Source organism: Pseudomonas sp. MPC6, assembly GCF_006094435.1.
Classification (GTDB): Bacteria; Pseudomonadota; Gammaproteobacteria; order Pseudomonadales; family Pseudomonadaceae; genus Aquipseudomonas.
In genome coordinates, this window is sequence record NZ_CP034783.1 from 832718 (window position 1) to 854597 (window position 21880).

General features: G+C 60.3%; 20 protein-coding genes and 1 pseudogene. 16 read left to right on the forward strand and 5 right to left on the reverse strand.

All coding sequences use genetic code 11. From position 1 onward, the window contains the following. The first annotated feature begins 182 nt into the window (after positions 1–182). From ELQ88_RS05765 to ELQ88_RS34550, 5 genes and pseudogenes are all read left to right on the forward strand, one after another. Complete coding sequence (locus ELQ88_RS05765; RefSeq protein WP_138964112.1) at positions 183–1094, forward strand: CAAX protease; 912 nt, start codon at positions 183–185, stop codon at positions 1092–1094. Positions 1095–1660: 566 nt separating this feature from the next. Further along, positions 1661–2020: a DUF6124 family protein gene (locus tag ELQ88_RS05770; protein ID WP_138964114.1), complete on the forward strand. Its 360-nt coding sequence runs from the start codon at positions 1661–1663 to the stop codon at positions 2018–2020. 117 nt (positions 2021–2137) lie between these two features. After that, positions 2138–2815, forward strand: a complete 678-nt coding sequence (locus ELQ88_RS05775; RefSeq protein ID WP_138964116.1) for a DUF1028 domain-containing protein — start codon at positions 2138–2140, stop codon at positions 2813–2815. Next, the gene (gene argE / locus ELQ88_RS05780) at positions 2808–3971 is read left to right on the forward strand and encodes an acetylornithine deacetylase (protein WP_138964118.1); all 1164 of its coding nucleotides are present in this window, start codon (positions 2808–2810) and stop codon (positions 3969–3971) included. Before ELQ88_RS05775 ends, argE begins: the two co-directional genes overlap by 8 nt. Before the next feature lie 23 nt (positions 3972–3994). Next, positions 3995–4075: pseudogene (locus ELQ88_RS34550) on the forward strand (outer membrane lipoprotein carrier protein LolA); the annotation flags it as partial. A 116-nt stretch (positions 4076–4191) separates the two neighbouring features. Here the strand turns inward: ELQ88_RS34550 and ELQ88_RS05785 are convergent. After that, positions 4192–5112 (reverse strand): LysR family transcriptional regulator, encoded by a 921-nt coding sequence (locus tag ELQ88_RS05785; protein WP_064675747.1) that lies wholly within the window; start codon positions 5110–5112, stop codon positions 4192–4194. 229 nt (positions 5113–5341) lie between these two features. On the opposite strand from ELQ88_RS05785, the gene ELQ88_RS05790 reads away from it, so the two are divergent. From ELQ88_RS05790 to ELQ88_RS05815, 6 genes are all read left to right on the forward strand, one after another. Beyond that, positions 5342–6832, forward strand: a complete 1491-nt coding sequence (locus tag ELQ88_RS05790; RefSeq protein WP_138964120.1) for an aldehyde dehydrogenase — start codon at positions 5342–5344, stop codon at positions 6830–6832. Between the two features lie 203 nt (positions 6833–7035). Next, positions 7036–8037, forward strand: coding sequence for an ABC transporter substrate-binding protein (locus ELQ88_RS05795; protein ID WP_224790961.1), 1002 nt, complete (start codon positions 7036–7038; stop codon positions 8035–8037). Between the two features lie 101 nt (positions 8038–8138). After that, positions 8139–9584, forward strand: coding sequence for an APC family permease (locus tag ELQ88_RS05800; RefSeq protein WP_138964122.1), 1446 nt, complete (start codon positions 8139–8141; stop codon positions 9582–9584). Between the two features lie 28 nt (positions 9585–9612). Beyond that, on the forward strand, positions 9613–10995 hold the full coding sequence (locus ELQ88_RS05805; protein WP_138964124.1) for an aspartate aminotransferase family protein: 1383 nt from the start codon (positions 9613–9615) through the stop codon (positions 10993–10995). 339 nt (positions 10996–11334) lie between these two features. Next, a complete protein-coding gene (locus ELQ88_RS05810) occupies positions 11335–12600 on the forward strand; it encodes an NAD(P)/FAD-dependent oxidoreductase (protein WP_128874421.1) in 1266 nt (421 codons plus the stop codon). A 76-nt stretch (positions 12601–12676) separates the two neighbouring features. Next, positions 12677–13102: a RidA family protein gene (locus ELQ88_RS05815; protein WP_128874422.1), complete on the forward strand. Its 426-nt coding sequence runs from the start codon at positions 12677–12679 to the stop codon at positions 13100–13102. 128 nt (positions 13103–13230) lie between these two features. Here the strand turns inward: ELQ88_RS05815 and ELQ88_RS05820 are convergent, their stop codons facing one another. Continuing rightward, positions 13231–14307 (reverse strand): endonuclease/exonuclease/phosphatase family protein, encoded by a 1077-nt coding sequence (locus ELQ88_RS05820; RefSeq protein WP_138964126.1) that lies wholly within the window; start codon positions 14305–14307, stop codon positions 13231–13233. Positions 14308–14382: 75 nt separating this feature from the next. After that, positions 14383–15057 (reverse strand): YciC family protein, encoded by a 675-nt coding sequence (locus ELQ88_RS05825; RefSeq protein ID WP_138964128.1) that lies wholly within the window; start codon positions 15055–15057, stop codon positions 14383–14385. Between the two features lie 178 nt (positions 15058–15235). Between ELQ88_RS05825 and ELQ88_RS05830 the strand changes: the two genes are divergently transcribed. The 3 genes from ELQ88_RS05830 to ELQ88_RS05840 all read left to right on the forward strand — a co-directional run bounded on the left by ELQ88_RS05830 (position 15236) and on the right by ELQ88_RS05840 (position 17337). Next, on the forward strand, positions 15236–15997 hold the full coding sequence (locus tag ELQ88_RS05830; protein ID WP_138964130.1) for a DUF2076 domain-containing protein: 762 nt from the start codon (positions 15236–15238) through the stop codon (positions 15995–15997). Between the two features lie 226 nt (positions 15998–16223). Continuing rightward, the gene (locus ELQ88_RS05835) at positions 16224–16703 is read left to right on the forward strand and encodes an NYN domain-containing protein (protein ID WP_064675757.1); all 480 of its coding nucleotides are present in this window, start codon (positions 16224–16226) and stop codon (positions 16701–16703) included. A gap of 22 nt (positions 16704–16725) precedes the next feature. Further along, positions 16726–17337, forward strand: coding sequence for a 3'-5' exonuclease (locus ELQ88_RS05840; protein WP_128874427.1), 612 nt, complete (start codon positions 16726–16728; stop codon positions 17335–17337). A 124-nt stretch (positions 17338–17461) separates the two neighbouring features. Here the strand turns inward: ELQ88_RS05840 and ELQ88_RS05845 are convergent, their stop codons facing one another. Continuing rightward, positions 17462–17917 carry an Lrp/AsnC family transcriptional regulator gene (locus ELQ88_RS05845; protein ID WP_138964132.1) on the reverse strand — a complete coding sequence of 152 codons (456 nt, stop codon included), beginning with the start codon at positions 17915–17917 and terminating at the stop codon, positions 17462–17464. 163 nt (positions 17918–18080) lie between these two features. On the opposite strand from ELQ88_RS05845, the gene yedA reads away from it, so the two are divergent. Together yedA and ELQ88_RS05855 are read left to right on the forward strand one after the other, a co-directional pair. Then, on the forward strand, positions 18081–19007 hold the full coding sequence (gene yedA, locus ELQ88_RS05850) for a drug/metabolite exporter YedA (protein WP_138964134.1): 927 nt from the start codon (positions 18081–18083) through the stop codon (positions 19005–19007). Between the two features lie 65 nt (positions 19008–19072). Further along, a complete protein-coding gene (locus tag ELQ88_RS05855) occupies positions 19073–20407 on the forward strand; it encodes a DEAD/DEAH box helicase (protein WP_128874430.1) in 1335 nt (444 codons plus the stop codon). A gap of 66 nt (positions 20408–20473) precedes the next feature. Here ELQ88_RS05855 and ELQ88_RS05860 read toward each other — a convergent pair whose 3' ends face one another. Then, positions 20474–21715, reverse strand: coding sequence for a TIGR03862 family flavoprotein (locus ELQ88_RS05860; protein ID WP_138964136.1), 1242 nt, complete (start codon positions 21713–21715; stop codon positions 20474–20476). Positions 21716–21880 lie beyond the last annotated feature (165 nt).

Consider the following 21880-nt stretch of genomic DNA (forward strand, 5'->3'; position numbering starts at 1 on the left):
AGGTATGCCCCAGAAACAAAAACCCCGGCTCGAGGCCGGGGCGGGTGTTTCGTGGTCTTTGCAAAGAGTCGTAAGCTTTCGCTCATTGGAGCTCAGTGCCAACCTGTAGATCAATGCTACGAGTGGTTGACACCCGTGTCAACCACAACCTATACAGGCGCCTGGCCAGAAGGAAGCCGAGCATGCCGCATACCGTCCAGTATAGACCCCAACTGATCGACCAGCTTATCAGTTCTCACCGAATCGCCAGCTACAGCAAGGTGTTTTCGACCAGTAATGACGCGGAACTGGTGGGGGCCTATCTTTGGAACTCCCACGTTTGTGGGGTTCTGTACCCTTTGCTAAGTGCGGCAGATTTCACGCTACGGAACTCCATCGACACCGTTCTGACTGCGGATATTGGCAAATTTTGGTGGAAGGCAGGAAAGCTCAAGTACAAAAGCTTCATCCTTGGTGCCAACGCCCCTGATGTGGTTGGAAAGCTGATCAAAAATTTTGGATCGGCCTATAACACTGCTTCAATTGAGCGTAAAAAACGCAAGGTAAAGGGAGCTCCGGATCACCAGGAAGTCGTCTCGAAAACGGACTTTTCTACGTGGGAGTACGTTCTCGATAACGAATATATGGGCAACAACCTTATCTGGCCGAAGCATTTGGGGCGGGTTTTCAAGGGGCGATGGCCCACGACCCAGGCCGGCGCCATGCTCTCTGGATGCAAAGATCAGGTCGCTCTGGTCAGGAAGTTCCGTAACCGGGTTTTCCACCATGAACCCGCGTGGAAGCGCTTCAACGTCACTGATGAGCAGCAAGCGGTGGCTCACCTCCATGAAAAGATCGGCAAAATAACCGACCTGATTTCGTGGATTTCGCCAGAAAAAATCGACCTTCTTGAAAAAAGCGGCTTGATCCGAGCCGCCTATCGTGCCTGTTCTGTAGCCGAGATTGAGCGCTTCAAGTACCAGTCGAAGACCAGCACAGTCAACAGCATGGTCAAGCTCATCAAGGTTGCTGAAGCAGCGAGCGTCAGTAACGAAGTGCTGCAGATCGCGGTCTATGGCACGCGCAAGCAGGTTTACACGCTCCACCCTGCCTAACAGCCAGAACACCCCTGTTCCGGCCGAGTCGACCGCGCGGATCAAACCGCGCAAGTAAAACCGCGCCCCCTGTAGGAGCGAGCTTGCTCGCGAAGGTCGTAAACGATAACGCGTAAAACCAGATGCGCAGCGGCGTCCTTGAGCCTTTCGCGAGCAGGCTCGCTCCTACAGGTTTTAACCTTTTGTGGGAGGCGTTCGTCAGGTTGTTAAACGTTGGCGGAGGGCTCGTGTTTAAAGACGTTTAAGGATACTTCCTGCAAGCTACACGACCTTGCGCCGTTGCCTACGGGTACGCCAGAATCCGCCGGCTTGTGCGCTTTGGAGGCCATCGGTAACTTGATTCTTGTCACTGTTCATCAGTGATCGGGTTTAGTCGCTCGGTGGTAATTGAAGTCGCACAAGCGTCCGTCAGACAGGTATTTCCTACCTGTATTTGATGGTGGCTGTGCGCAGGGCACCCTCGGGTGCGCCGGCTTCTTCAATTCCCCGGTCGACTAACCTGCGTACAGCCGCCACCCCTTCGCTTAGTCGCGAGCGGTGACGGCATCACTCAGGAATTGAAGATCATGTTCAAAGTAACTCCCAATCCGCCGGAAACACATCCGGCATCCCCATACGAACCCGATTCCAAAATGCTCAACGAGGCCGCCGAACGCGCCCTCAACGTCCACTTCCCCTCGACGGCCGACATCAAAGCCACGCCGCGCACACCCAACAACCTGTTTACCGTCAACCCAGAGGCCACGACCGAAACCCTGATGGTGTATCTGGTCGAAACGCTGGCCTCGGTCGATGTGATGGTCCATCAATTGGTCGATCACCTCGACGGCGGATCGCGCAATGCGCTGCTGGGGATTTCCAACAGCGTGATGCTGGCGGAGATCACGGCGAATCGGGTGCTGGATCAGATTGATCCTCCCGGGTAAGCCTGCGGGGCTGACCAGTTTTTTCCTTACCCAAAGCCACAAAAAAGCTGCTTTCTCCGATTCCAGTGCATGCACAGAATGCAATGACGCGTGCATTGGAATTTTAAGGAGTGAGTCATGACGTTCTCGATTATCGGACGCTGCCCTGAAACCGGTCAGCTCGGTATTGCCATCAGTTCTTCCAGCATTGCGGTCGGCGCACGCTGCCCTTGGGCGCGGGCGGGTGTGGGTGCGGTTTCTACGCAGAACATTACGCTGCCAGCGTTGGGGCCGCAGATCCTGGACCTGCTGGAGCACCAGCATCTGGAGCCTGACGCGGCACTGGACAAGGCACTCACGTCCAATGGCTGGAGCCAGTACCGACAGGTCACGGTGATCGATGCGTCAGGCCGGATTGCGCTGTTCAGCGGTAAAGAGTCGTTGGGCGTGCATAACGCCGTGAAAGGCGAGCAATGTGTCGCGGCGGGTAATCTGCTGAGCGATGTGCGGGTCATCGAGGCCATGGTCGAGGCATTCGAGGCCGAGCCGGGGCAGTTGGCGGACCGGTTGCTGGCGGCCATGCACGCGGCCATGACGGCCGGTGGCGAAGCGGGGCCGGTGCATTCCGCCGCGCTGAAAGTGGTGGGTGACCACACCTGGCCGATCATCGACTTGCGGGTGGACTGGGCCGAGGAAGATCCCATCGGGCAGCTTGATGGCCTCTGGCAAGCCTATCGACCACAAATGCAGGACTACCTGACTCGCGCGCTCAACCCGACGACGGCGCCGAGCTACGGGGTGCCTGGGGATGAGTGATGCATCCAGTCGCGAGCTGCTGGATCGCCTGATTGGTTTCGCCACTGTCAGCCGCGATTCCAACCTTGAGTTGATTCGTTTCATCGAGGCCTATCTGGCCGAACACGGGGTTCAGAGTGAGCTCTTCTTCAACGAAGAAGGCACCAAGGCGAATCTGTTCGCGACCATCGGCCCGCTTGCGTCGGGTGGCGTGGTGCTCTCCGGTCACACCGATGTGGTGCCGGTTGACGGGCAGGCGTGGACGGTCGATCCGTTCCGGCTGACTGAAAAGGATGGGCGCCTGTACGGGCGTGGCACCGCAGACATGAAAGGCTTCATCGCCTCGGTCCTCGCGGCGGTCCCGACCTTCGTGCAGCGTAAGCTTCTGACGCCGGTGCACCTGGCCTTTTCCTATGATGAAGAGGTGGGTTGCCTGGGCGTCAGGCCGATGCTGGCCGAGCTGGAGAAGCGGCCATTCAAACCGCGACTTTGTCTGATCGGCGAACCGACAGAGCTCAAGCCGGTGCTCGGCCACAAGGGCAAACTCGCGATGCGTTGCGAAGTGCGCGGTGCGGCGTGCCATTCGGCGTATGCGCCTTATGGGGTGAACGCGATCGAGTATGCCGCGCAATTGATTGGTCGGCTCGGCGTGATCGGTGAGCAGCTGGCGCATCCCGACAACCACGATCAGCGTTTTGATCCGCCGTTTTCTACGGTGCAAACCGGTGTGATCAAAGGTGGCCGGGCGCTGAACATTGTTCCCGCAGAATGTGAGTTCGATTTCGAGGTCAGGGCGTTGCCGGACTTCGATGCCCAGGCAGTGGCGGAACAGTTGCAAGCGTTCGCCCGCGAACATGTGTTGCCCAAGATGCGCGCGGTGCAGGCGGACACCGACATTCGCCTGCGGCCGCTGAGCGCTTATCCCGGATTGGCGACGCCGCCCGAGAGTGAAGCGGCGCGGCTGCTTGCGCTGTTGAGCAACTCTTCAGCGTTTGGAACGGTCGCGTTTGGCACCGAGGGCGGGCTGTTTGATCAGGCCGGGATACCCACGGTGGTCTGTGGCCCGGGCAGCATGGATCAGGGGCACAAGCCTGACGAGTTCATTGCGCTGGAGCAGTTGAGCGGTTGCGATGAGATGCTGCTGCGCTTGGCTGACTACCTGTGTGGCGACATCTAACTGTAGGAGCGAGCTTGCTCGCGATGGTCGTTAACGATGACGCGTGCTGTCTGAATAAACGCGGCGCCTGCAGGTTTTTCGCGAGCAAGCTCGCTCCTACAATCTGTGCGCCGACGCGAACTAACTGTAGGAGCGAGCTTGCTCGCGATGGTCGTTAACGATGACGCGTGCTGTCTGAATGAACGCGGTGCCTGCAGGTTTTTCGCGAGCAAGTTCGCTCCTACAGGGGGGCTGCGACTTTCTGGCTCAGTTGTTCGCGGCAGAAGTCCACGAACAACTGTGCAGGCTTGGTCAGTTGGCTGCGTTTCAGATGGGCGGACGCCAGGCCGGACAGGGTGACCGGCTCTTTGATGTTCACCGAGATCACCTTCTTGCCATCGTAAGTGCATTCCGAGTGCGGGCGGGTGACCAGGATCGAGAAGCCGAACCCCTGACCGACCATACCGCGCACCATCTCGATCGAGGGCGAGCTGAACACGATGTTGGGCGTCAGTTCCAGCTCGTGGAACAGGCTGACAAAGTAGGTCCGGCTCGGTTGCACATCGAGAAGAATCATCGGCTCGCTGCACAGGTCCCGTAGCGATACCTCCTTCTGGTCGGCAAAGCGGTGCCCTTCAGGCAACAGGACGTAAGGCTTTTGCGGTGGCATCAGCGGCGTGGTCTGGATGGTGCCGTCCAGTCCGTGGTCGTAGAGGAATGCCACGTCGAAAGTGCCTGCGGTCAAGCCCTGCACCAGCTCTTGTTGCTCGCCATCGCGAATGCGAATGTCCACACCCGGGTAAAGCTTGCGAAAGCCGGCGATCAGTTGCGGCAGATACAGCGGGGCGACGGTCTCGAAGCAGCCGATGTCGATCTGTCCGGAGACCGTGTCGTTATCGGCCAGCGCGTTCTGTTCAAACTCCCTGGCCATCCGCAGCAGCTCTTGCGCCTTGTGATAGAAGCGCGTGCCGGTGGGCGTCAGCGAAACGCCCTGGGCGTGGTGGCGGATGAACAGCTGGACGTTGAACGACTCTTCCAGGCTCTTGATCGCCGTCGACACCGAGGGCTGCGCGATATACAGCTGCCGCGAGGCCTCGGCGACGCTGCCGGCTTCCACCGTTGTGACGAAATACTTGAGTTGCCGCAATGTATAGGAAGCCACACGCACCTCGTTCTGCTCTGTTTTGCGGTGAAAGCCCGGATGGCCGTCGCACAGATTATTGACTGAACCTTACCCTATGCGGGTTCCGGACTGGGTCTGCGCTTACCCAGTTTTTTCTTATACCCCGAGCACATTTTTAATAATTTTCCTCTGCGCACGGTTGACGCACTATCTCTACAACCTCTGATAACAACCCCGACCACCCTGGCGGTCGTAAAGGGAGCGTAGCGTGTTCGACCTCGACTATTGGCAGCAACGAGCTGCCCGGCAAACTTTCTCTGACAAAGCCTTGATCGATGGCCGGCAGGTGGCTGCGTCTTCGGGCGCAACATTCGATTCGATCAACCCGGCGACGAATCAGTTGCTTGCCCGTGTCGCCGCGTGTGGCGAAGTGGAAGTGGAAACCGCCGTGCGCAGTGCGCGCCGTGCTTTCAACGAAGGCCCTTGGGCGCGGATGGCACCGGTTGAGCGCAAGCGGGTGATGCTGCGTCTGTCCGAGCTGGTGCTGGCCCATCGCGAAGAGCTGGCCTTGCTCGACTCGCTGAACATGGGCAAACCGGTGATGGATGCCTACAACATCGACGTCCCCGGCGCCGCACATGTGTTCGCCTGGTACGGCGAGTCGCTGGACAAGCTTTACGATCAGGTCGCGCCGACGGCGTCATCGGCGCTGGCGACCATCACCCGTGAAGCGCTGGGCGTGGTGGCGGCCGTGGTGCCATGGAACTTCCCGCTCGACATGGCGGCCTGGAAACTGGCCCCGGCCCTGGCGGCCGGCAATAGCGTGGTGCTCAAGCCCGCCGAGCAATCACCGTTTTCGGCGTTGCGTCTGGCCGAGTTGGCGCTGGAAGCCGGTTTGCCGCCCGGCGTGCTGAACGTGCTGCCGGGGCTGGGCGAGTCTGCCGGCAAGGCGCTGGGCCTGCATCCCGATGTCGATTGCCTGGTGTTCACCGGCTCGACTCAGGTGGGCAAATACTTCATGCAGTACGCCGCGCAATCGAACCTCAAGCAAGTCTGGCTTGAGTGCGGCGGCAAGAGCCCGAGCCTGGTGTTCGACGATTGTCGGGATCTTGATCTGGCGGCGGAGAAAGCGGCGTTCGGCATCTTCTTCAATCAGGGCGAGGTCTGCTCGGCCAACTCACGGCTGTATGTGCAGCGTTCGATCAAGGATGAATTTATCGAGCGTCTGTTGGAAAAAGCCAAAGCCTGGATGCCCGGCGATCCACTGAATCCTGCGAGCGCCGCTGGCGCCATTGTCGATTCGGCACAGGCCTCGCGTGTGATGAGCTTTATCGAACGCGCCCACGAAGACGGGGCCCGACTGCTCACCGGCGGCCGTCGCTTGAGCTTCAACGGTTCCGACAACTTTATCGAGCCGACCATTTTTGCCGACGTCGATCATGATTCGCACCTGTCCCGCGAAGAGGTGTTCGGGCCGGTGCTGGCGATTTCCACGTTCGACACTGAAGAGCAAGCGGTGCGGCTGGCCAACGACAGCATCTATGGGCTGGCCGCCTCAGTGTGGAGCGATGACCTGAATCGCGCGCACCGGGTTGCACGGGCGCTGAAGGCCGGCACCGTTTCGGTGAACACCGTGGATGCCCTCGATGTCAGCGTGCCCTTCGGTGGCGGCAAGCAATCGGGTTTTGGCCGGGACTTGTCGTTGCACTCGTTCGATAAATACACCCAATTGAAGACCACCTGGTTTCAATTGCGTTGAGCGTCTCCTGAACAATTAACCGCACGCTGATTGTGTGCGGTTTAAAGAATAAAAAGATGTCATTGCGCGGAGAGTCATCCGTGTACTTGCGGCTGCGTGGCCGTGACTGCCTCAGTAACTAACCACAATTAAAAAGTGAGGGAGCTTTCATGTTCAGATATTCGTCTTCGAGTGTTACAGCCGCGGCGGGTTTAACCGCGCTTCTGGTATTGACGGTGCCCGTAGTTGCGCACTCCGAAAGTCTTACGGTCATTTCGTTCGGCGGTGCCACCAAGGCAGCGCAAGAGGGGGCTTATTTCAAACCCTTTGAACAAAGTGGCGCGGGCAAAGTTGTCGTTGGCGAGTACAGCGGAGAACTGTCCAAAGTCAAAGCCATGGTCGATGTGGGCCAGGTCAGTTGGGATGTGGTCGAAGTCGAAAGCCCTGAGCTGCTGCGCGGCTGTGAAGAAGGGCTGTTCGAACGGCTGGACCCGGCACTGATCGGCGATTCAAAAAACTACCTGCCTGGCGCAGTCAGCGAGTGCGGCGTGGCCAGTTATGTCTGGTCGATGGTGCTCGCCTATAACTCGAACAAGGTGAGCGCGGCGCCAACCTCCTGGGCGGACATGTGGAACCTGCAGCAATTTCCTGGCAAGCGCGGCCTGCGCAAGGGCGCCAAGTACACGCTGGAAGTGGCGCTGCTCGCCGACGGGGTTAAACAGGATGACCTGTACACAGTGCTGGGCACCAAGGCAGGCGTGGATCGGGCGTTTCACAAGCTCGACCAGATCAAGCCCTCGATCCAGTGGTGGGAAGCCGGAGCGCAACCCCCGCAATGGCTCGCGGCGGGCGACGTCGTGATGTCGGCGGCCTACAACGGCCGGATTGCCGTGGCGCAAAAGGAAGGCTCGAAACTGGCCATTTCATGGAACGGCCACCTCTACGATCCCGATCACTGGGCCATCGTTCGCGGCAGTCCGAACAAGGCGCTGGCGGAGCGTTTTATCGTGTTCGCCAGCCAGGCGAGTGGGCAGAAGTCGTTCTCCACGCAGATTCCCTACGGACCGATCCGCAAGGATGTGCTGGCGCAGCTGCCGGCCGACACGCTCGCCCAATTGCCCACGGCTCAGGCCAATCTGGCTGAGGGTCAGCTGGTCGATGCCACGTTCTGGGTCGATCACGGTGAAGAACTCGAGGAACGTTTCAACGCTTGGGCGGCCCGCTAAGCCGCGGCTGTCGTCAATCGCCACTCAAGGATGAGTCGCGATGTTTATCCCTGCCTTCCATGTGAAGGCGATCAACAACAAGAAAGCACGGGGAGTTTGTCATGAGTTCAAGTACAACCGCGTCCACCCAGGGACAGTCCGGCGGATTGCGCCGGGTCCTGGGGCTGGGTTCATTGCTGGCCGTTGCGGTGGGCGTCGTGGTCTCGCAGGGCGTCATGGTGCTGATGCTGCAAGGTGCGGGCATCGCCGGCTTCGGCTTCATCATTCCGCTGGCCATCGCGTATGTGTTGGCAATCACCTATGCCTGGTCGTTTTCCGAACTGGCCCTGATGATTCCGAAGGCGGGCAGCCTCAGCAGTTACACGGAAGTGGCGATCGGGCATTTCCCGGCGATTCTGGCGACCTTCTCGGGGTACATGGTGGTGGCGATGTTCGCGCTCTCCGCCGAGCTTTTGTTGCTGGATCTGGTGATCAGCAAGGTCTACCCGGATGTCATTCCGCACATGGTGGTGGCCTACGGGGTGCTGGGGCTGTTCACCGTTTTGAACCTGTTCGGCATTGATGTATTTGCCAAGCTGCAAAACGTGCTGGCGCTGGTGATGGTGGTGATCCTCGTCGCCATGGGCCTGGCTTCGCTGAGTAACGGTCAGGCCAGTCTGCAGTTGCCGCTCGATCAGGGTTGGAACCCGTTGGAATTCGGCGCAATCACCCTGGCGGCCATGGCAGTGTGGGGATTTGTCGGGGCTGAGTTCGTTTGTCCGCTGGTGGAAGAAACCCGCAATCCCGAGCGCAATATTCCGCGTTCGATGACCATCGGTTTGACCGTGATCTTCGGCGTGATCGCGCTGTACTGCTTTGGTGCGCTGCTGTGCATTCCACGTGAGCAACTGGCCAGCGATGCGCTGCCTCACTACCTGCTCGCCACCACCGTTTTCGGTGAGGCGGGCAAGCTGTTCCTGGTGGTCGCGGCCATTACCGCCACTTGCAGCACCGTGAATTCGTCCCTGGCTGCTTTACCCCGCATGCTGTACGGCATGGCGCAAAATGGCCAAGCCTTCCCGCAATTCAAGAAACTCACTGAACGCGGTCGCACGCCATGGGTGGCGGTGCTGTTCGTCGCAGCGATCACCGGCCTGCCGATCCTCATTCTGGGGCACGACGCTGCTGCGATCAGCTTGCTGCTGCTGGCTGCTGCGCTGGCGTGGCTGCTGGCCTACATCATCGTGCACATCGATGTGATCGCCTTGCGCCGCCGCTATCCCCATCTGGCCCGTCCATTCCGCTCACCCTTCTATCCTTGGCCACAAGTCATTGGCATCGCCGGCATGCTGTTTGCGATCTACCACGTGTCGCCCACGCCGGAGATGACCGCCAGTATTTTTGGCTGTGCCGGCGTGGTGCTGGGCGTGATTTCGCTGATTGCCGTGGTATGGGTCAAGTTCGTGATGCGCAAACCGCTGTTTACGCCGGAGCCACTCATTCAAAACGAATCCCAGGGCAACGACGTGCCGAAGATGACGCCGATCGCTACGGTGTCCGGGAACTGAACCTTTTTTCACTTCAGGAGAATAAGAAATGACAACAGACTACAAACCTCAGCGCGAAACCAAGGACTACCAGGCGGCCGATGCCGCCCACCACATCCACGCATTCCTCGATCAGAAGGCGCTGAACGAAGAAGGCCCACGCGTGATCGTTGGCGGCGAGCGCCTGCATCTGTGGGACAACGACGGCAATCGTTACCTCGATGGCATGTCCGGTTTGTGGTGCACCAACCTTGGCTACGGGCGCAAGGATCTGGCCGCGGCGGCGACCCGTCAGCTGGAGCAATTGCCGTACTACAACATGTTCTTCCACACCACTCACCCGGCGGTGGTCGAGCTGTCCGAGCTGCTGTTCAGCCTGCTGCCCAAGCACTACAGCCACGCGATCTACACCAACTCCGGCTCTGAGGCCAACGAGGTGTTGATCCGTACCGTGCGCCGCTACTGGCAGGTGCTTGGCAAGCCGCAGAAGAAGATCATGATCGGTCGCTGGAACGGTTATCACGGCTCTACCTTGGCCGCCAGCGCGATGGGCGGCATGAAGTTCATGCACGAAATGGGTGGTGTGATTCCGGATGTCGCGCACATCGATGAACCGTACTGGTTTGGCCATGAAGGTGATCTGACGCCCGCCGAATTCGGCTTGCGCGCGGCCCGGCAACTGGAGACCAAGATTCTCGAACTGGGCGCGGAAAACGTCGCGGCCTTCATCGCCGAGCCGTTCCAGGGCGCGGGCGGCATGATCTTCCCGCCAGAGAGCTACTGGCCGGAAATCCAACGCATCTGCCGCAAGTACGACGTGCTGCTGTGTGCGGACGAGGTGATCGGTGGCTTCGGGCGTACCGGTGAATGGTTTGCGCACCAACACTTTGATTTCGAGCCGGACACCCTGTCGATCGCCAAGGGCCTGACCTCGGGTTACATCCCGATGGGCGGCCTGATTCTCAGCCGGCGCATCGCCGAGGTGCTGGTGGAGCAGGGCGGCGTGTTTGCCCACGGCCTGACCTATTCCGGTCACCCGGTGGCGGCCGCGGTCGCAATTGCCAACCTCACGGCGCTGCGTGATGAGGGTGTGGTCACCCAGGTGAAAAACGACACTGGCCCGTACCTGCAACAGTGTCTGCGCGAGGTGTTTGGCAATCACCCGCTGGTGGGTGAGATTCAGGGTGTCGGCCTGGTGGCGGCGTTGCAGTTTGCCCAGGACAAGGCGACCCGCAAGCGCTTCGCCAACGAAGGCGACATCGCCTGGCGCTGCCGCACGATCGGTTTTGAGGAAGGCGTGATCATTCGCTCGACGCTGGGCCGCATGATCATGGCGCCGGCATTGATTGCGACGCGTGCTGAAATTGATGAACTGGTTGGCAAGACGAAGATTGCGGTTGATAGAACGGCTAAAGAAATTGGCGTGCTTTAAGTAACTATTACATGCACGCCTTAACGTTGTAGGAGCGAGCTTGCTCGCGAAAAACCAGAGGACGCCACTGGGTGTCTGGTTTTACGCGTTATCGTTCACGACCTTCGCGAGCGAGCTCGCTCCTACAGGGTTTTGCGTTTATCCAGTTAATACCGAGTTGAGTTGTTGGTTAGTTTTTTCATGGGCAACAACTACAAAAATCATATTTTCGCTATTGGCATTGGCCAAGCACAATAAAACTACCCCGCCAGCAAAGTGAACTACGCGGAATTTAATTGTTTAAACAGCTGATCTGTCGCGACTTGCCGCTCCATAGTCGCCTCTCTGAAGGACACAAGCATGAATGATAAAAAGATAGAAATAGATACGCTTGTCGTTGGGGCCGGCCAGGCTGGCGTCGCCATGAGCGAACACCTGAGCAAACTCGGTGTACCGCACCTGGTGCTGGAGCGTAACCGCATCGCTGAAGCGTGGCGCACCGGGCGTTGGGATTCGCTGGTGGCCAACGGCCCGGTCTGGCATGACCGCTTCCCCGGTCTGGCCTTCGAAGAGCTGGAGCCCGATGCCTTCGCCTCAAAAGATCGCGTAGCGGCTTACTTCGAAGCCTACGCCGAAAAGTTCGAAGCGCCGATTCGTACCGGTGTAGACGTCAAGAAAGTGGTGCGCAACAGCGATCGTCCAGGCTTCACCATCGAAACCTCCGATGGCGTGATCCAGGCCAATCGCGTGGTGGCGGCGACCGGCCCTTTCCAGCGTCCGGTCATCCCGCCGATTGCGCCGAAAGACAGCACGATCACGCAGATTCACTCGGCTCAGTATTACAACCCGCAGCAGTTGCCCGAGGGCGGTGTGCTGGTGGTCGGTGCGGGCTCTTCCGGGGTGCAGATCGCCGATGAATTGCAGCGTGCCGGTAAACAGGTCTACCTGTCGGTCGGCCAGCATGACCGTCCGCCTCGGGCCTATCGCAACCGTGACTTCTGCTGGTGGCTGGGGGTGCTGGGGCTTTGGGATGCCGAAGTGATGGAGCCGGGCCGTGAGCACGTCACCATCGCGGTGAGCGGTGCGCGTGGCGGGCAGACCGTCGATTTCCGTGGGCTCGCCAAACAAGGCGTGACGCTGGTGGGGCTGACCCAATCGTTCAACGACGGCGTGGTGACGTTCCAGCAGGATCTGGCGCGTAACATCGCTGCGGGTGACGCGAATTACCTGTCGTTGCTGGACGCGGCGGATGCCTACATCGCACGCAACGGACTCGACCTCCCGGAAGAACCCGAAGCCAGGTTCATGCTTCCCGATCCAGAGTGCGTCAGCAACCCGATTCTCGAACTGGATCTGGCCGAGGCGGGCATCACCTCGATCATTTGGGCCACCGGCTACGCCGTCGATTACAGCTGGCTGCAGGTCGACACCTTTGACGAGAAGGGCAAGCCGCGTCATCAGCGTGGGGTCTCGAACGAGCCAGGTGTCTACTTTGTGGGGCTGCCGTGGCTGTCGCGTCGCGGATCGAGCTTTATCTGGGGCGTTTGGCATGACGCCAAACATGTCGCTGGCCACATTGCCACCCAGCGCCAGTACCTCGAATACCGCGACCCGTCGCAGCGTTAAGAATCGATCGAGGGAAGGGGCCATGGGCCCTTCCCGATCTACACCTTCATCACTCAAGTTTCAGGGGAGTCAGTTGATGCCTACTCACACACGCATTCGCATGTTCAATACCAAGGACACCTATCCCAACCAGTCGCTGGACAATGATCTTTGCCAGGCTGTACGGGCCGGCAACACGGTTTATGTGCGCGGCCAGATCGGCACCGATTTCGATGGCAACCTGGTGGGGCTTGGCGACCCGGGTGCACAAGCCGAACAGGCGATGAAAAACGTCAAGCAGCTGCTGGAAGAGGCGGGGAGCGACCTTTCCCATATTGTCAAAACCACCACTTACATCATCGACCCGCGTTACCGCGAGCCGGTTTATCAAGTCGTGGGCAAGTGGTTGAAGGGGGTGTTCCCGATCTCGACCGGATTGGTGATTTCCGGGCTCGGCCAACCGCAGTGGCTGATGGAAATCGATGTGATCGCCGTCATCCCGGACGACTGGCAAGCGAAGTAAACCCCGATCCCTGTGGGAGCGAGCCTGCTCGCGAAAAACGTCCAGGCAACGCGTACATTCAGACAGGGCACGTATTCGTTGACGACCATCGTCGGAACGCCGCCCGGAGCAGGCTCGCTCCTGTAAGGTCAAGGCGCGGCGGGGAGGAGGAACCGCGCAATCACCGGCAAGTGATCGGAAATGCGCAACGTATCGTCCTGCCTCACTGTCGCCTCGATGCGTTTGATCCGAGGGCTGTAGAACAGGTAATCGACCGTGCGGTCCGGGCCGTTGAAGCCCGGATCATTCGGATAATGGGTCAGCCAGCGCGCCCGGTCGACACCGCTGGCTTCGTTGTTGGTCGGGATCATCGGGTACTTGTCCCATAACACATGCAGCGCGCTGTCGGCGGAGTAGACCGTGCGTTGCGCGTCGGGCAGGCGTCGGTATTGCCCCAGCGGCAACAGATCGAAGTCGCCGCCGATCAGCCACGGCGTGCCGCGGCTTTCGAGCTTGTCGAGGACTTTGGCCACGGCGCCGACCTGGACTTGCAGCGTATCGTCGAGCGGGATGACGCGATCCAGATGGGTATTGAGCACGGCGACCTGAGCGCCGTCGCTCAACGGCAGATACGTGACCAACAAGGCATTTTTCGGTTTGAACTGGCGGCTGACCAGGTTGGCCGGCGCCACTGGCAATTGCAGGCGTTCGGCGTGTCCGATCCGGTAGCGGCTGAGGGTCGCCAGTTGCCGGCCGACGCTGCCGAAGATATGCGGTTCCGGCACGAAGTCGGCCTTCCAGTCGAAGGCGTGAGCGCTGCACGGGTACAGATCGGTGAGCCGTTCCTGAAGCAGTTTGAGCTGGTTCTGGTAGTCGGTGGCCTTGGCGCCGTCGTCGAGTTCTTGCAACAGCACGATGTCCGGCTGTTCGTCACGGATCACCCGTGCCACTTCATCGAGACTGAAGGCCATGTCTTCGGCGGTGGGGCTTTCGTCGTCGCCGGCGGCCAGGTCATTCCAGAACACGTAGCGTTTGCCCGCCAGGAACTGCACGTTCCAGGTCATCACCTTCAACGCCTGGCCGGGGACCAGGGTGGGCGCCTGGGCGCTGCAACTGACCGGCAGCGCTTCCCTGGCTTCGGGGCGCCAGGTCAGGCTGTAGATCAGCACGCCAACCAGAATGACGAGCAGCAGGGCCAGCAGGGTGTAGCGCAGTAGACGGGTCATGGCTCGGCTTATCGCGTTACAAAAGTTGCCCCGAGCATAACCGAGAGCCGAGCCCAAGCCCATGGGGTAGAGCGGTCAGAGTGGCCCGTCGGTTTTCTCTGGCACGACGCTGATCAGCATGAACAAGCGAAACAGCACCACGCTGGTGAACAGTTGCAAAAAGCTGTGGGCACTGTCGATCAGTACGGCCACCACCAGGCTCTGCGGTTCCGGATACGCCTGCAGGGTCACGCCCTTGAGCAGCCACAACGGGGCCATCACACACAGAATGCACGCCAGGATGCGCAGGAAGTTGCCGCGGGTCAGGCGCAGGCTTTCCTTCATGGCTGCCAGCGGGGCCATGCCGCGCAATACCAGCAGGTATTCGCCAAACGCCAGCGTCACCATCAGCCAGATGCCCGGCAGGAAATACAGCGACAGTCCGATCAGTATCAGCAGGGTATTGAGCGCGGTGAGCAGGGCGAAACGCGGCCACAGGGTCGCGGACATGGCCAGCAGGTCACGGTTGCGCGGTGACTCGCCTCGGCTGCGGGCATCGAGAAACAGGATCAGCGCGGCGGTGTACAGCGGATAGACCAGCAAGCCGACCATCACGCTGATACCGGGGAAACCGTCCGGGCCGGTGGAGTGATCGACGACTTGTTGCAGCAGCGCTTCGAAAATCACCAGCGGCAGGCACAGTTGAACGATCTGGCCCAGATTGCGCTTGAAGAAATACAGGGAGTCACGCAGTACATCTAACGGATTCATCAGTCGGTATCGCAGGTTGAAAGCAGTGCTCCACTTTAACCGATGAAGCCCTTCGGGGCGCAAACGTAAACGTTCGGTAAAGGGCATTGAAACATCCTGTATCAGCCTCCATTACGGAGGGGCACCTTTTCCGTCGTGGAAAAGGGTGACGATATTCCCGGCAATCTACGAGGTCGCCATGAACAGCGAAGAACAAACCCTGATCGATGGACTGTTTTCCCGGCTGCAACAGGCCGAAACGGATTCAGCCCCGCGCGACGCCCAGGCCGAGGCGCGGATCAAGGAACACCTGACTCGCCAACCAGCGGCAGGCTATTTCATGACCCAGGCGATTCTGGTGCAAGAGGCAGCGCTGAAAAGCCTCGATGAGCAGAACAAACAACTGGCCCGGCAAGTCCAGCAATTGCAGGCTGAACTGCAATCGGCCAAGTCCCGTACGGCGGCTCCGGCAGCGGCCAGTGGTGGCTTTTTGTCGAGTATCTTCGGCGGCGGCCCGCGTGATCCGCAGCCGGCACAGACTCAAAGTGCACCCGTATCGAGCGGGGGCGGCTGGCGTGAACCGGCGCGACCCTCGTTCAATGCGCAACCGTCCCAGCAAAACTTCGGTGCCGCGCCACCTCAGCAGAACTACGCGCCGCCACAACAGGCTGGCAGCGGTTTTCTCGGCGGGGCCCTGAAAACGGCGGCTGGGGTGGCCGGTGGCGTGATGCTGGCACAAGGCATCAGCAGCCTGTTCCACCACAATCAGCAGCCGGAAGTGGTCGAGGTCGTCAAGGAGGAACCGGCCCAGGTCAACGATCAGGGCGACAGCGGCAATGGCTGGGGCGACGACCAGCGAGTGGCTGACAACAACGCCAACGATCAGGGCGGCTTTACCGATGCCGACTACAGCGATGACAGTTCATCGTTCTTCGGCGGCGACGACGATTCCTTCGTCTGACACTCTCTGTGGCGAGGGAGTTTGCTCGCGCTGGACTGCGCAGCAGGCCCCTCGGGTTCTAAAGGAGACGCTACACGCCGTAGCGCCATCCCGGCCCAGCGGGGCAAACTCCCTCGCCACAGGGCCGATTATTCGCGGAACACGCCTCCAGGCTGGCATACTGGGCCACTTTTCGGGCCTGGTGCCTGATCCTGTCCGCGCGCCAGCGCCCCAATGAGGATGCACGGTGAAAAAGATCGCAGTATTCGCCGATGTCCAGAACCTCTATTACACCGTGCGTCAGGCCTATGGTTGTCACTTCAACTATGCCGCGCTGTGGGCCGACATCAGCAAGCAGGGCGAGATCGTCGAGGCCTATGCCTACGCGATCGATCGCGGCGACAGCAAACAACAACAGTTCCAGCAGATCCTGCGCAATCTCGGTTTCACCGTGAAGCTCAAGCCCTACATCCAGCGCAGCGACGGCTCGGCCAAGGGCGACTGGGACGTGGGCATCACCCTCGATATCATGGACGCCGCCGATCATGTCGACGAAGTGGTGCTGGCCTCCGGCGACGGTGATTTCGACATGCTGCTGGAGCGCATCATCGCCAAGCACGGCGTGCAAGCGGTGGCCTACGGCGTACCGGGCCTGACGGCCAACTCGCTGATCCGTGCCGCCAGCCGCTACGTGCCGATCGAAGGCGCGTTGTTGCTCAAGAATTGATTTTTACGGAGTTGAAACAGGTTTGGAACGCATAGCAGTCATCGACTTTGAAACCACTGGCATCTCCCCGAGCAGCAGCTGCCGGGCCACGGAAATCGCCGTGGTGATCCTTGAGCAGGGGCGCATCGTCGAGCGTTACCAGAGCCTGATGAACGCCGGCGTGCGCGTGCCGCCCTTCATCGAGCAACTCACCGGCATCAGCAACGCCATGTTGCGCACCGCGCCATCGGCCGAGCAGGTGATGAACGAGGTCAACGAGTTCGTCGGCATCACTCCGCTGCTGGCCCACAACGCCGCGTTCGACCAGAAGTTCTGGGATTTCGAGCTGGGGCGGATCAAACGTACGCGCCTGCAGAACTTCGCCTGCTCGCTGCTGCTTGCCCGTCGCCTGATGCCCGCTGCGCCGAACCACAAACTCGGGACCCTCACCACCTTCGCCCAACTGCCCCATACCGGCCAGGCTCACCGGGCCATGGCCGATGCCGAAATGGCGGCCAACCTGACCGCGCACCTGGCCCAGGAACTGCGGCAGAAACACGGGTTGCGGGAGTTGTCCCATGATCTGCTGGTCAGCTTGCAGAAAGTGCCGGCGGCGAAGATCAATGAGCACCTCAAGCGCCATCGCGGGTTCTGACTGAAACACCGCAATTCCCCTGTAGGAGCCGGCTTGCTGGCGAAGGCGGTCCATCATTCAAAATTGATCTCGACTGACACGCCGCAATCGCCAGCAAGCCGGCTCCTACAGAGTCCGTGTCGTATCAGACTTTTCCATTCCCCTCGATGTGCCCCAACGGCACGCGCTTCTCGATCGCGCTCGACAACACGATCGACGTCTTGCTGAACCCGAACTTGGCGATCCTGTTGATCAACTCCTCCAGCTCCGGCATCGACCCCACCGCCGCCTGCATGATCACGCACGGATCGCCCGTCACCCGGTGGCACTCCGTCAGTTGCGGGATTTTGATCAGCTCGTCGTAGGCCTTCTGGTTGCCGTGCTGGTTCAGGCGCAGTTCGATCACGCATTGAATCGGCAATCCCAGCTTGGCCATGTCGACTTTCGCCTGATACCCGGTGATCACCCCGCAGGCTTCGAGTTTGGCCACGCGCTCGGCCACGGCGGGGGCGGACAGGTTGACCTTGCGAGCCAGGTCGGCGTAGGACGCACGCCCGTTGTCCAGCAGGGCGCCGAGGAGCATGCGGTCGTATTTATCCATCGTCTGACTCCTGAAAAATACCCAACCTTCGAAAGCACGGTTTATAGCCCTGATCTCCGTGTTTTGAAAAGTGTACCGGCGCTATAAACAGGTTTTGTAACTTATTTTCTGCTGTTGGCCTTTCTAGAATAGCTGTTCACTTGTCTTGCCTGCGAGCCACCCAATGCCTGGCCTACGTCGTTTTCCCTTACCGTTGATCGCCGCCTTTTTTGCGTTGTACGTGATCTGGGGCTCGACTTACCTGGTGATTCGCATCGGCGTGGAGTATTGGCCGCCGTTGCTGCTTGCCGGTATTCGCTTCGTGATCGCCGGTTCGTTGATGTACGCCTTCCTGCGCTGGCGCGGGGCACCGGCGCCGACCTGGGCACAGTGGAAAGCCGCGGGGATCATCGGGATTTTGCTGCTGACGTTCGGCAACGGGGCGGTCAGTGTGGCCGAACATACGGGCGTGGCCTCCGGCGTGGCCGCGCTGGCAGTGGCGACGGTGCCGCTGTTTACCTTGCTCTGCGGCTATTTCTGGGGCGCGCGTAATACCCGTCTCGAATGGGCGGGGATTGCGCTCGGGCTGATCGGCATCGCGATGCTCAACCTCGGTTCGAACCTGCAATCGAGCCCGCTGGGCGCGGGATTGCTGATCTTCGCGGCAGCTTCCTGGGCCTTCGGTTCGGTGTGGAGCAAACACTTGCCGTTGCCCCAGGGCGCGATGGCCAGTGCCGTGGAAATGCTGGTGGGCGGCGTAGCCCTGCTGATCGGCAGTGCGCTGAGCGGTGAGCATCTGCAGGCCATGCCGCCGATCGAAGGTTGGGCAGCCTTGGCCTACCTGACGTTCTTCGGCTCGATCATCGCCTTCAACGCTTACATGTACCTGTTGAAAAACGTGCGTCCGGCGGCGGCCACCAGTTATGCCTACGTCAACCCGGCGGTGGCGGTGTTGCTGGGGATCGTGTTTGTGGGCGAGACCATTGGTATCGAAGAAGCGTTGGCGATGTTGGTGATCATCAGTGCCGTGGTGCTGATCGGTTTGCCGCAGTGGCGCCGGGCTCCCGAACGACCTGCTGCGGTGGTACGGACAGAATCGAGCGTGAATTAGGGTAAACTGCGCGCCATTGCACACACGTTTTGCACAACCGCGCTGAATTTTCCTACGGTAATCCCATGACTTTCGCCTCCCTTGGCCTGATCGAACCCTTGCTGCGCTCTCTCGAGACGCTCGGCTACCAGACCCCGACGCCGGTTCAGGCGCAAGCCATTCCGGCAGTGCTGGACGGTCGCGACCTGATGGCTGCCGCCCAGACCGGCACTGGCAAGACCGCCGGTTTCGCCCTGCCGCTCCTGCAATTGCTGGCCATGGAAGGTCCGAAAGTCACCGCCAATTCGGTGCGTGCCCTGATCCTGGTGCCCACTCGCGAACTGGCTGAACAGGTTCATGAGGCGGTGCGCCAGTACGCCGAGAACCTGCCGTTGAGCACCTATGCGGTGTATGGCGGCGTCAGCATCAACCCGCAAATGATGAAACTGCGCAAAGGCGTCGACCTGTTGGTGGCGACGCCGGGGCGCTTGCTTGACCTGTTCCGGCAGAACGCGCTGAAGTTCAACCAGCTGCAAACCCTGGTGCTGGACGAAGCCGATCGCATGCTCGACCTGGGCTTTTCCGAGGAGCTGGGGAACATTTACCGGGTGTTGCCGAAGAAACGTCAGACGCTGTTGTTCTCCGCGACCTTCTCCGACGCGATCCGCCTGCTGGCCGGGCAAATGCTCAACGATCCACTGAGCATTGAAGTCAGCCCGCGCAACGTAGCGGCCAACACTGTTAAACAGTGGGTGGTCACGGTGGACAAGAAGCGCAAGCCGGAGCTGTTCGTGCACTTGATGCGCAAGGGCAAGTGGAAGCAGGTGCTGGTATTCGCCAAGACCCGTAATGGCGTGGACGCCCTGGTGGAAAAACTCCAGGGCCTGGGCATCAATGCCGATGGCATCCATGGCGACAAACCCCAGGCAACCCGCCAGCGCGCACTGGACCGTTTCAAAGCCAGCGAAGTGCAGATCCTGGTAGCCACCGACGTCGCGGCCCGTGGCCTGGATATCGAAGACTTGCCGTTGGTGGTCAATTTCGACCTGCCGATCGTGGCCGAAGACTATATCCACCGGATCGGCCGTACTGGCCGCGCGGGTGCAACCGGGGAGGCCATTTCCCTGGTGTGCGCCGATGAAGTGAACCTGCTGTCGGCCATCGAGACCTTGACCCGTCAGACGCTGACTCGCCAGATGGAACAGGATTTCGAACCCGAGCATCGGGTGCCGGATACCGATGCCAGCGGTCAGGTGGTCAAGAAACCGAAAAAACCGAAAAAGCCGAAAACCTCGGGCGGCGGCAAGCGCAACCTGGGTAAATGGGTCGAGAGCGGTGATGCGTCGGCGCCGGAACCTTCGATCAAGCCTGTGCGGAAGGTGCCGGTGTTCAACACTGGGCCGCGTAAGCGTAAGCCTTGATTTAATGCGGCATCAGTTAGGCCGCCTTCGCGAGCAAGCTTGCTCGCGAAGGGCGTGGCGCGGTCTTCAGCCCTTGCGCTGCAACCACTCCACCATCCCCAACCCGGCCGCCCGCCCACTGGCGAAACACGCGGTCAGCAGATAGCCGCCCGTCGGCGCTTCCCAATCCAGCATCTCTCCGGCACAGAACACGCCAGGCAACTGCTTGAGCATCAAACGCTCATCCATCGCTTCGAACATCACCCCACCAGCGCTGCTGATGGCCTCGTCCAGTGGACGGGTTTTCACCAACGTCAGTGGCAATGCCTTGATCGATCCGGCCAGCGATGCCGGATCAGCGAAACATTCAGCCGCCGTCACCTCCCGTAGCAACGCCGCTTTCACGCCATCGAGCCCAAGCTGACTGTGCAGGTGTTTGGCCATGGAGCGCGAACCCCGTGGTTTGCTCAGCGCCGCTTCAACCTTATCCACAGGCCTGCCCGGCAACAGGTCGAGATGGATAGTCGCCGAGCCCTGCAGGTTGATGGCTTCGCGGATCGGTGCAGACAGGGCGTAGATCAGGCTGCCTTCTATCCCTGTCGCTGTCATCACACATTCCCCGAGCCTCGGGACGTCGTCATTCAGCCCGATCGCGATATTTTTCAGCGGCGCGCCGGCGAATTTACTCACCATCAACTCGCTCCAGGCCTGCACTTCGAAGCCGCAATTGCTCGGTTGCAACGGCGCCAGTGCCACGCCGCGCTGTTCCAGCGGCAGCATCCAGGCACCGTCCGAACCGAGGCGCGACCAGCTGCCGCCGCCGAGGGCCAACAAGGTTGCGTCGGGTTGAAGGGCTTTTTCGCCATCGGGGCAGGACACTTTCAGGCTGCCATCGCCATTCCAGCCGAGCCAGCGGTGGCGGGTGTGGATAACGACTCCCGTGTCGCGCAGGCGTTTGAGCCAGGCGCGTAACAGGGGCGCGGCTTTCATGTCGGTGGGAAACACCCGGCCGGAGCTGCCGACGAAGGTCTCGATGCCCAGGTCATGGGTCCATTGGCACAGTGCGTCGGCGCCGAATGAGCGCAGCAGCGGCGCAATCTGCGGCGCCCGTTCGGCATAGCGTGAAAGGAACGCCGGATAGGCTTCGGAATGGGTGATGTTCATGCCGCCGACTCCGGCCAGCAGGAATTTGCGCCCGACCGAAGGCATGCCGTCGTACAGGTCGACCTTGATCCCGGCCTGGCTCAACACTTCAGCCGCCATCAGGCCGGCGGGGCCACCGCCGATGATGGCGACGTGAGGGGGGAGGGGAGTCGAGGGCTGAGTCATGGAATGCACTGCGGTTCGGCGAATGAAGCCGGGCATTCTACCGCAGAGATCAAATGTGGGAGCGGGCTTGCTCGCGAAGGCGATTTTTCATTCAGCATTGATTTCGACTGACCCACCGCCTTCGCGAGCAAGCCCGCTTGTATGTTTAGACTTGTAGGGGTGGTG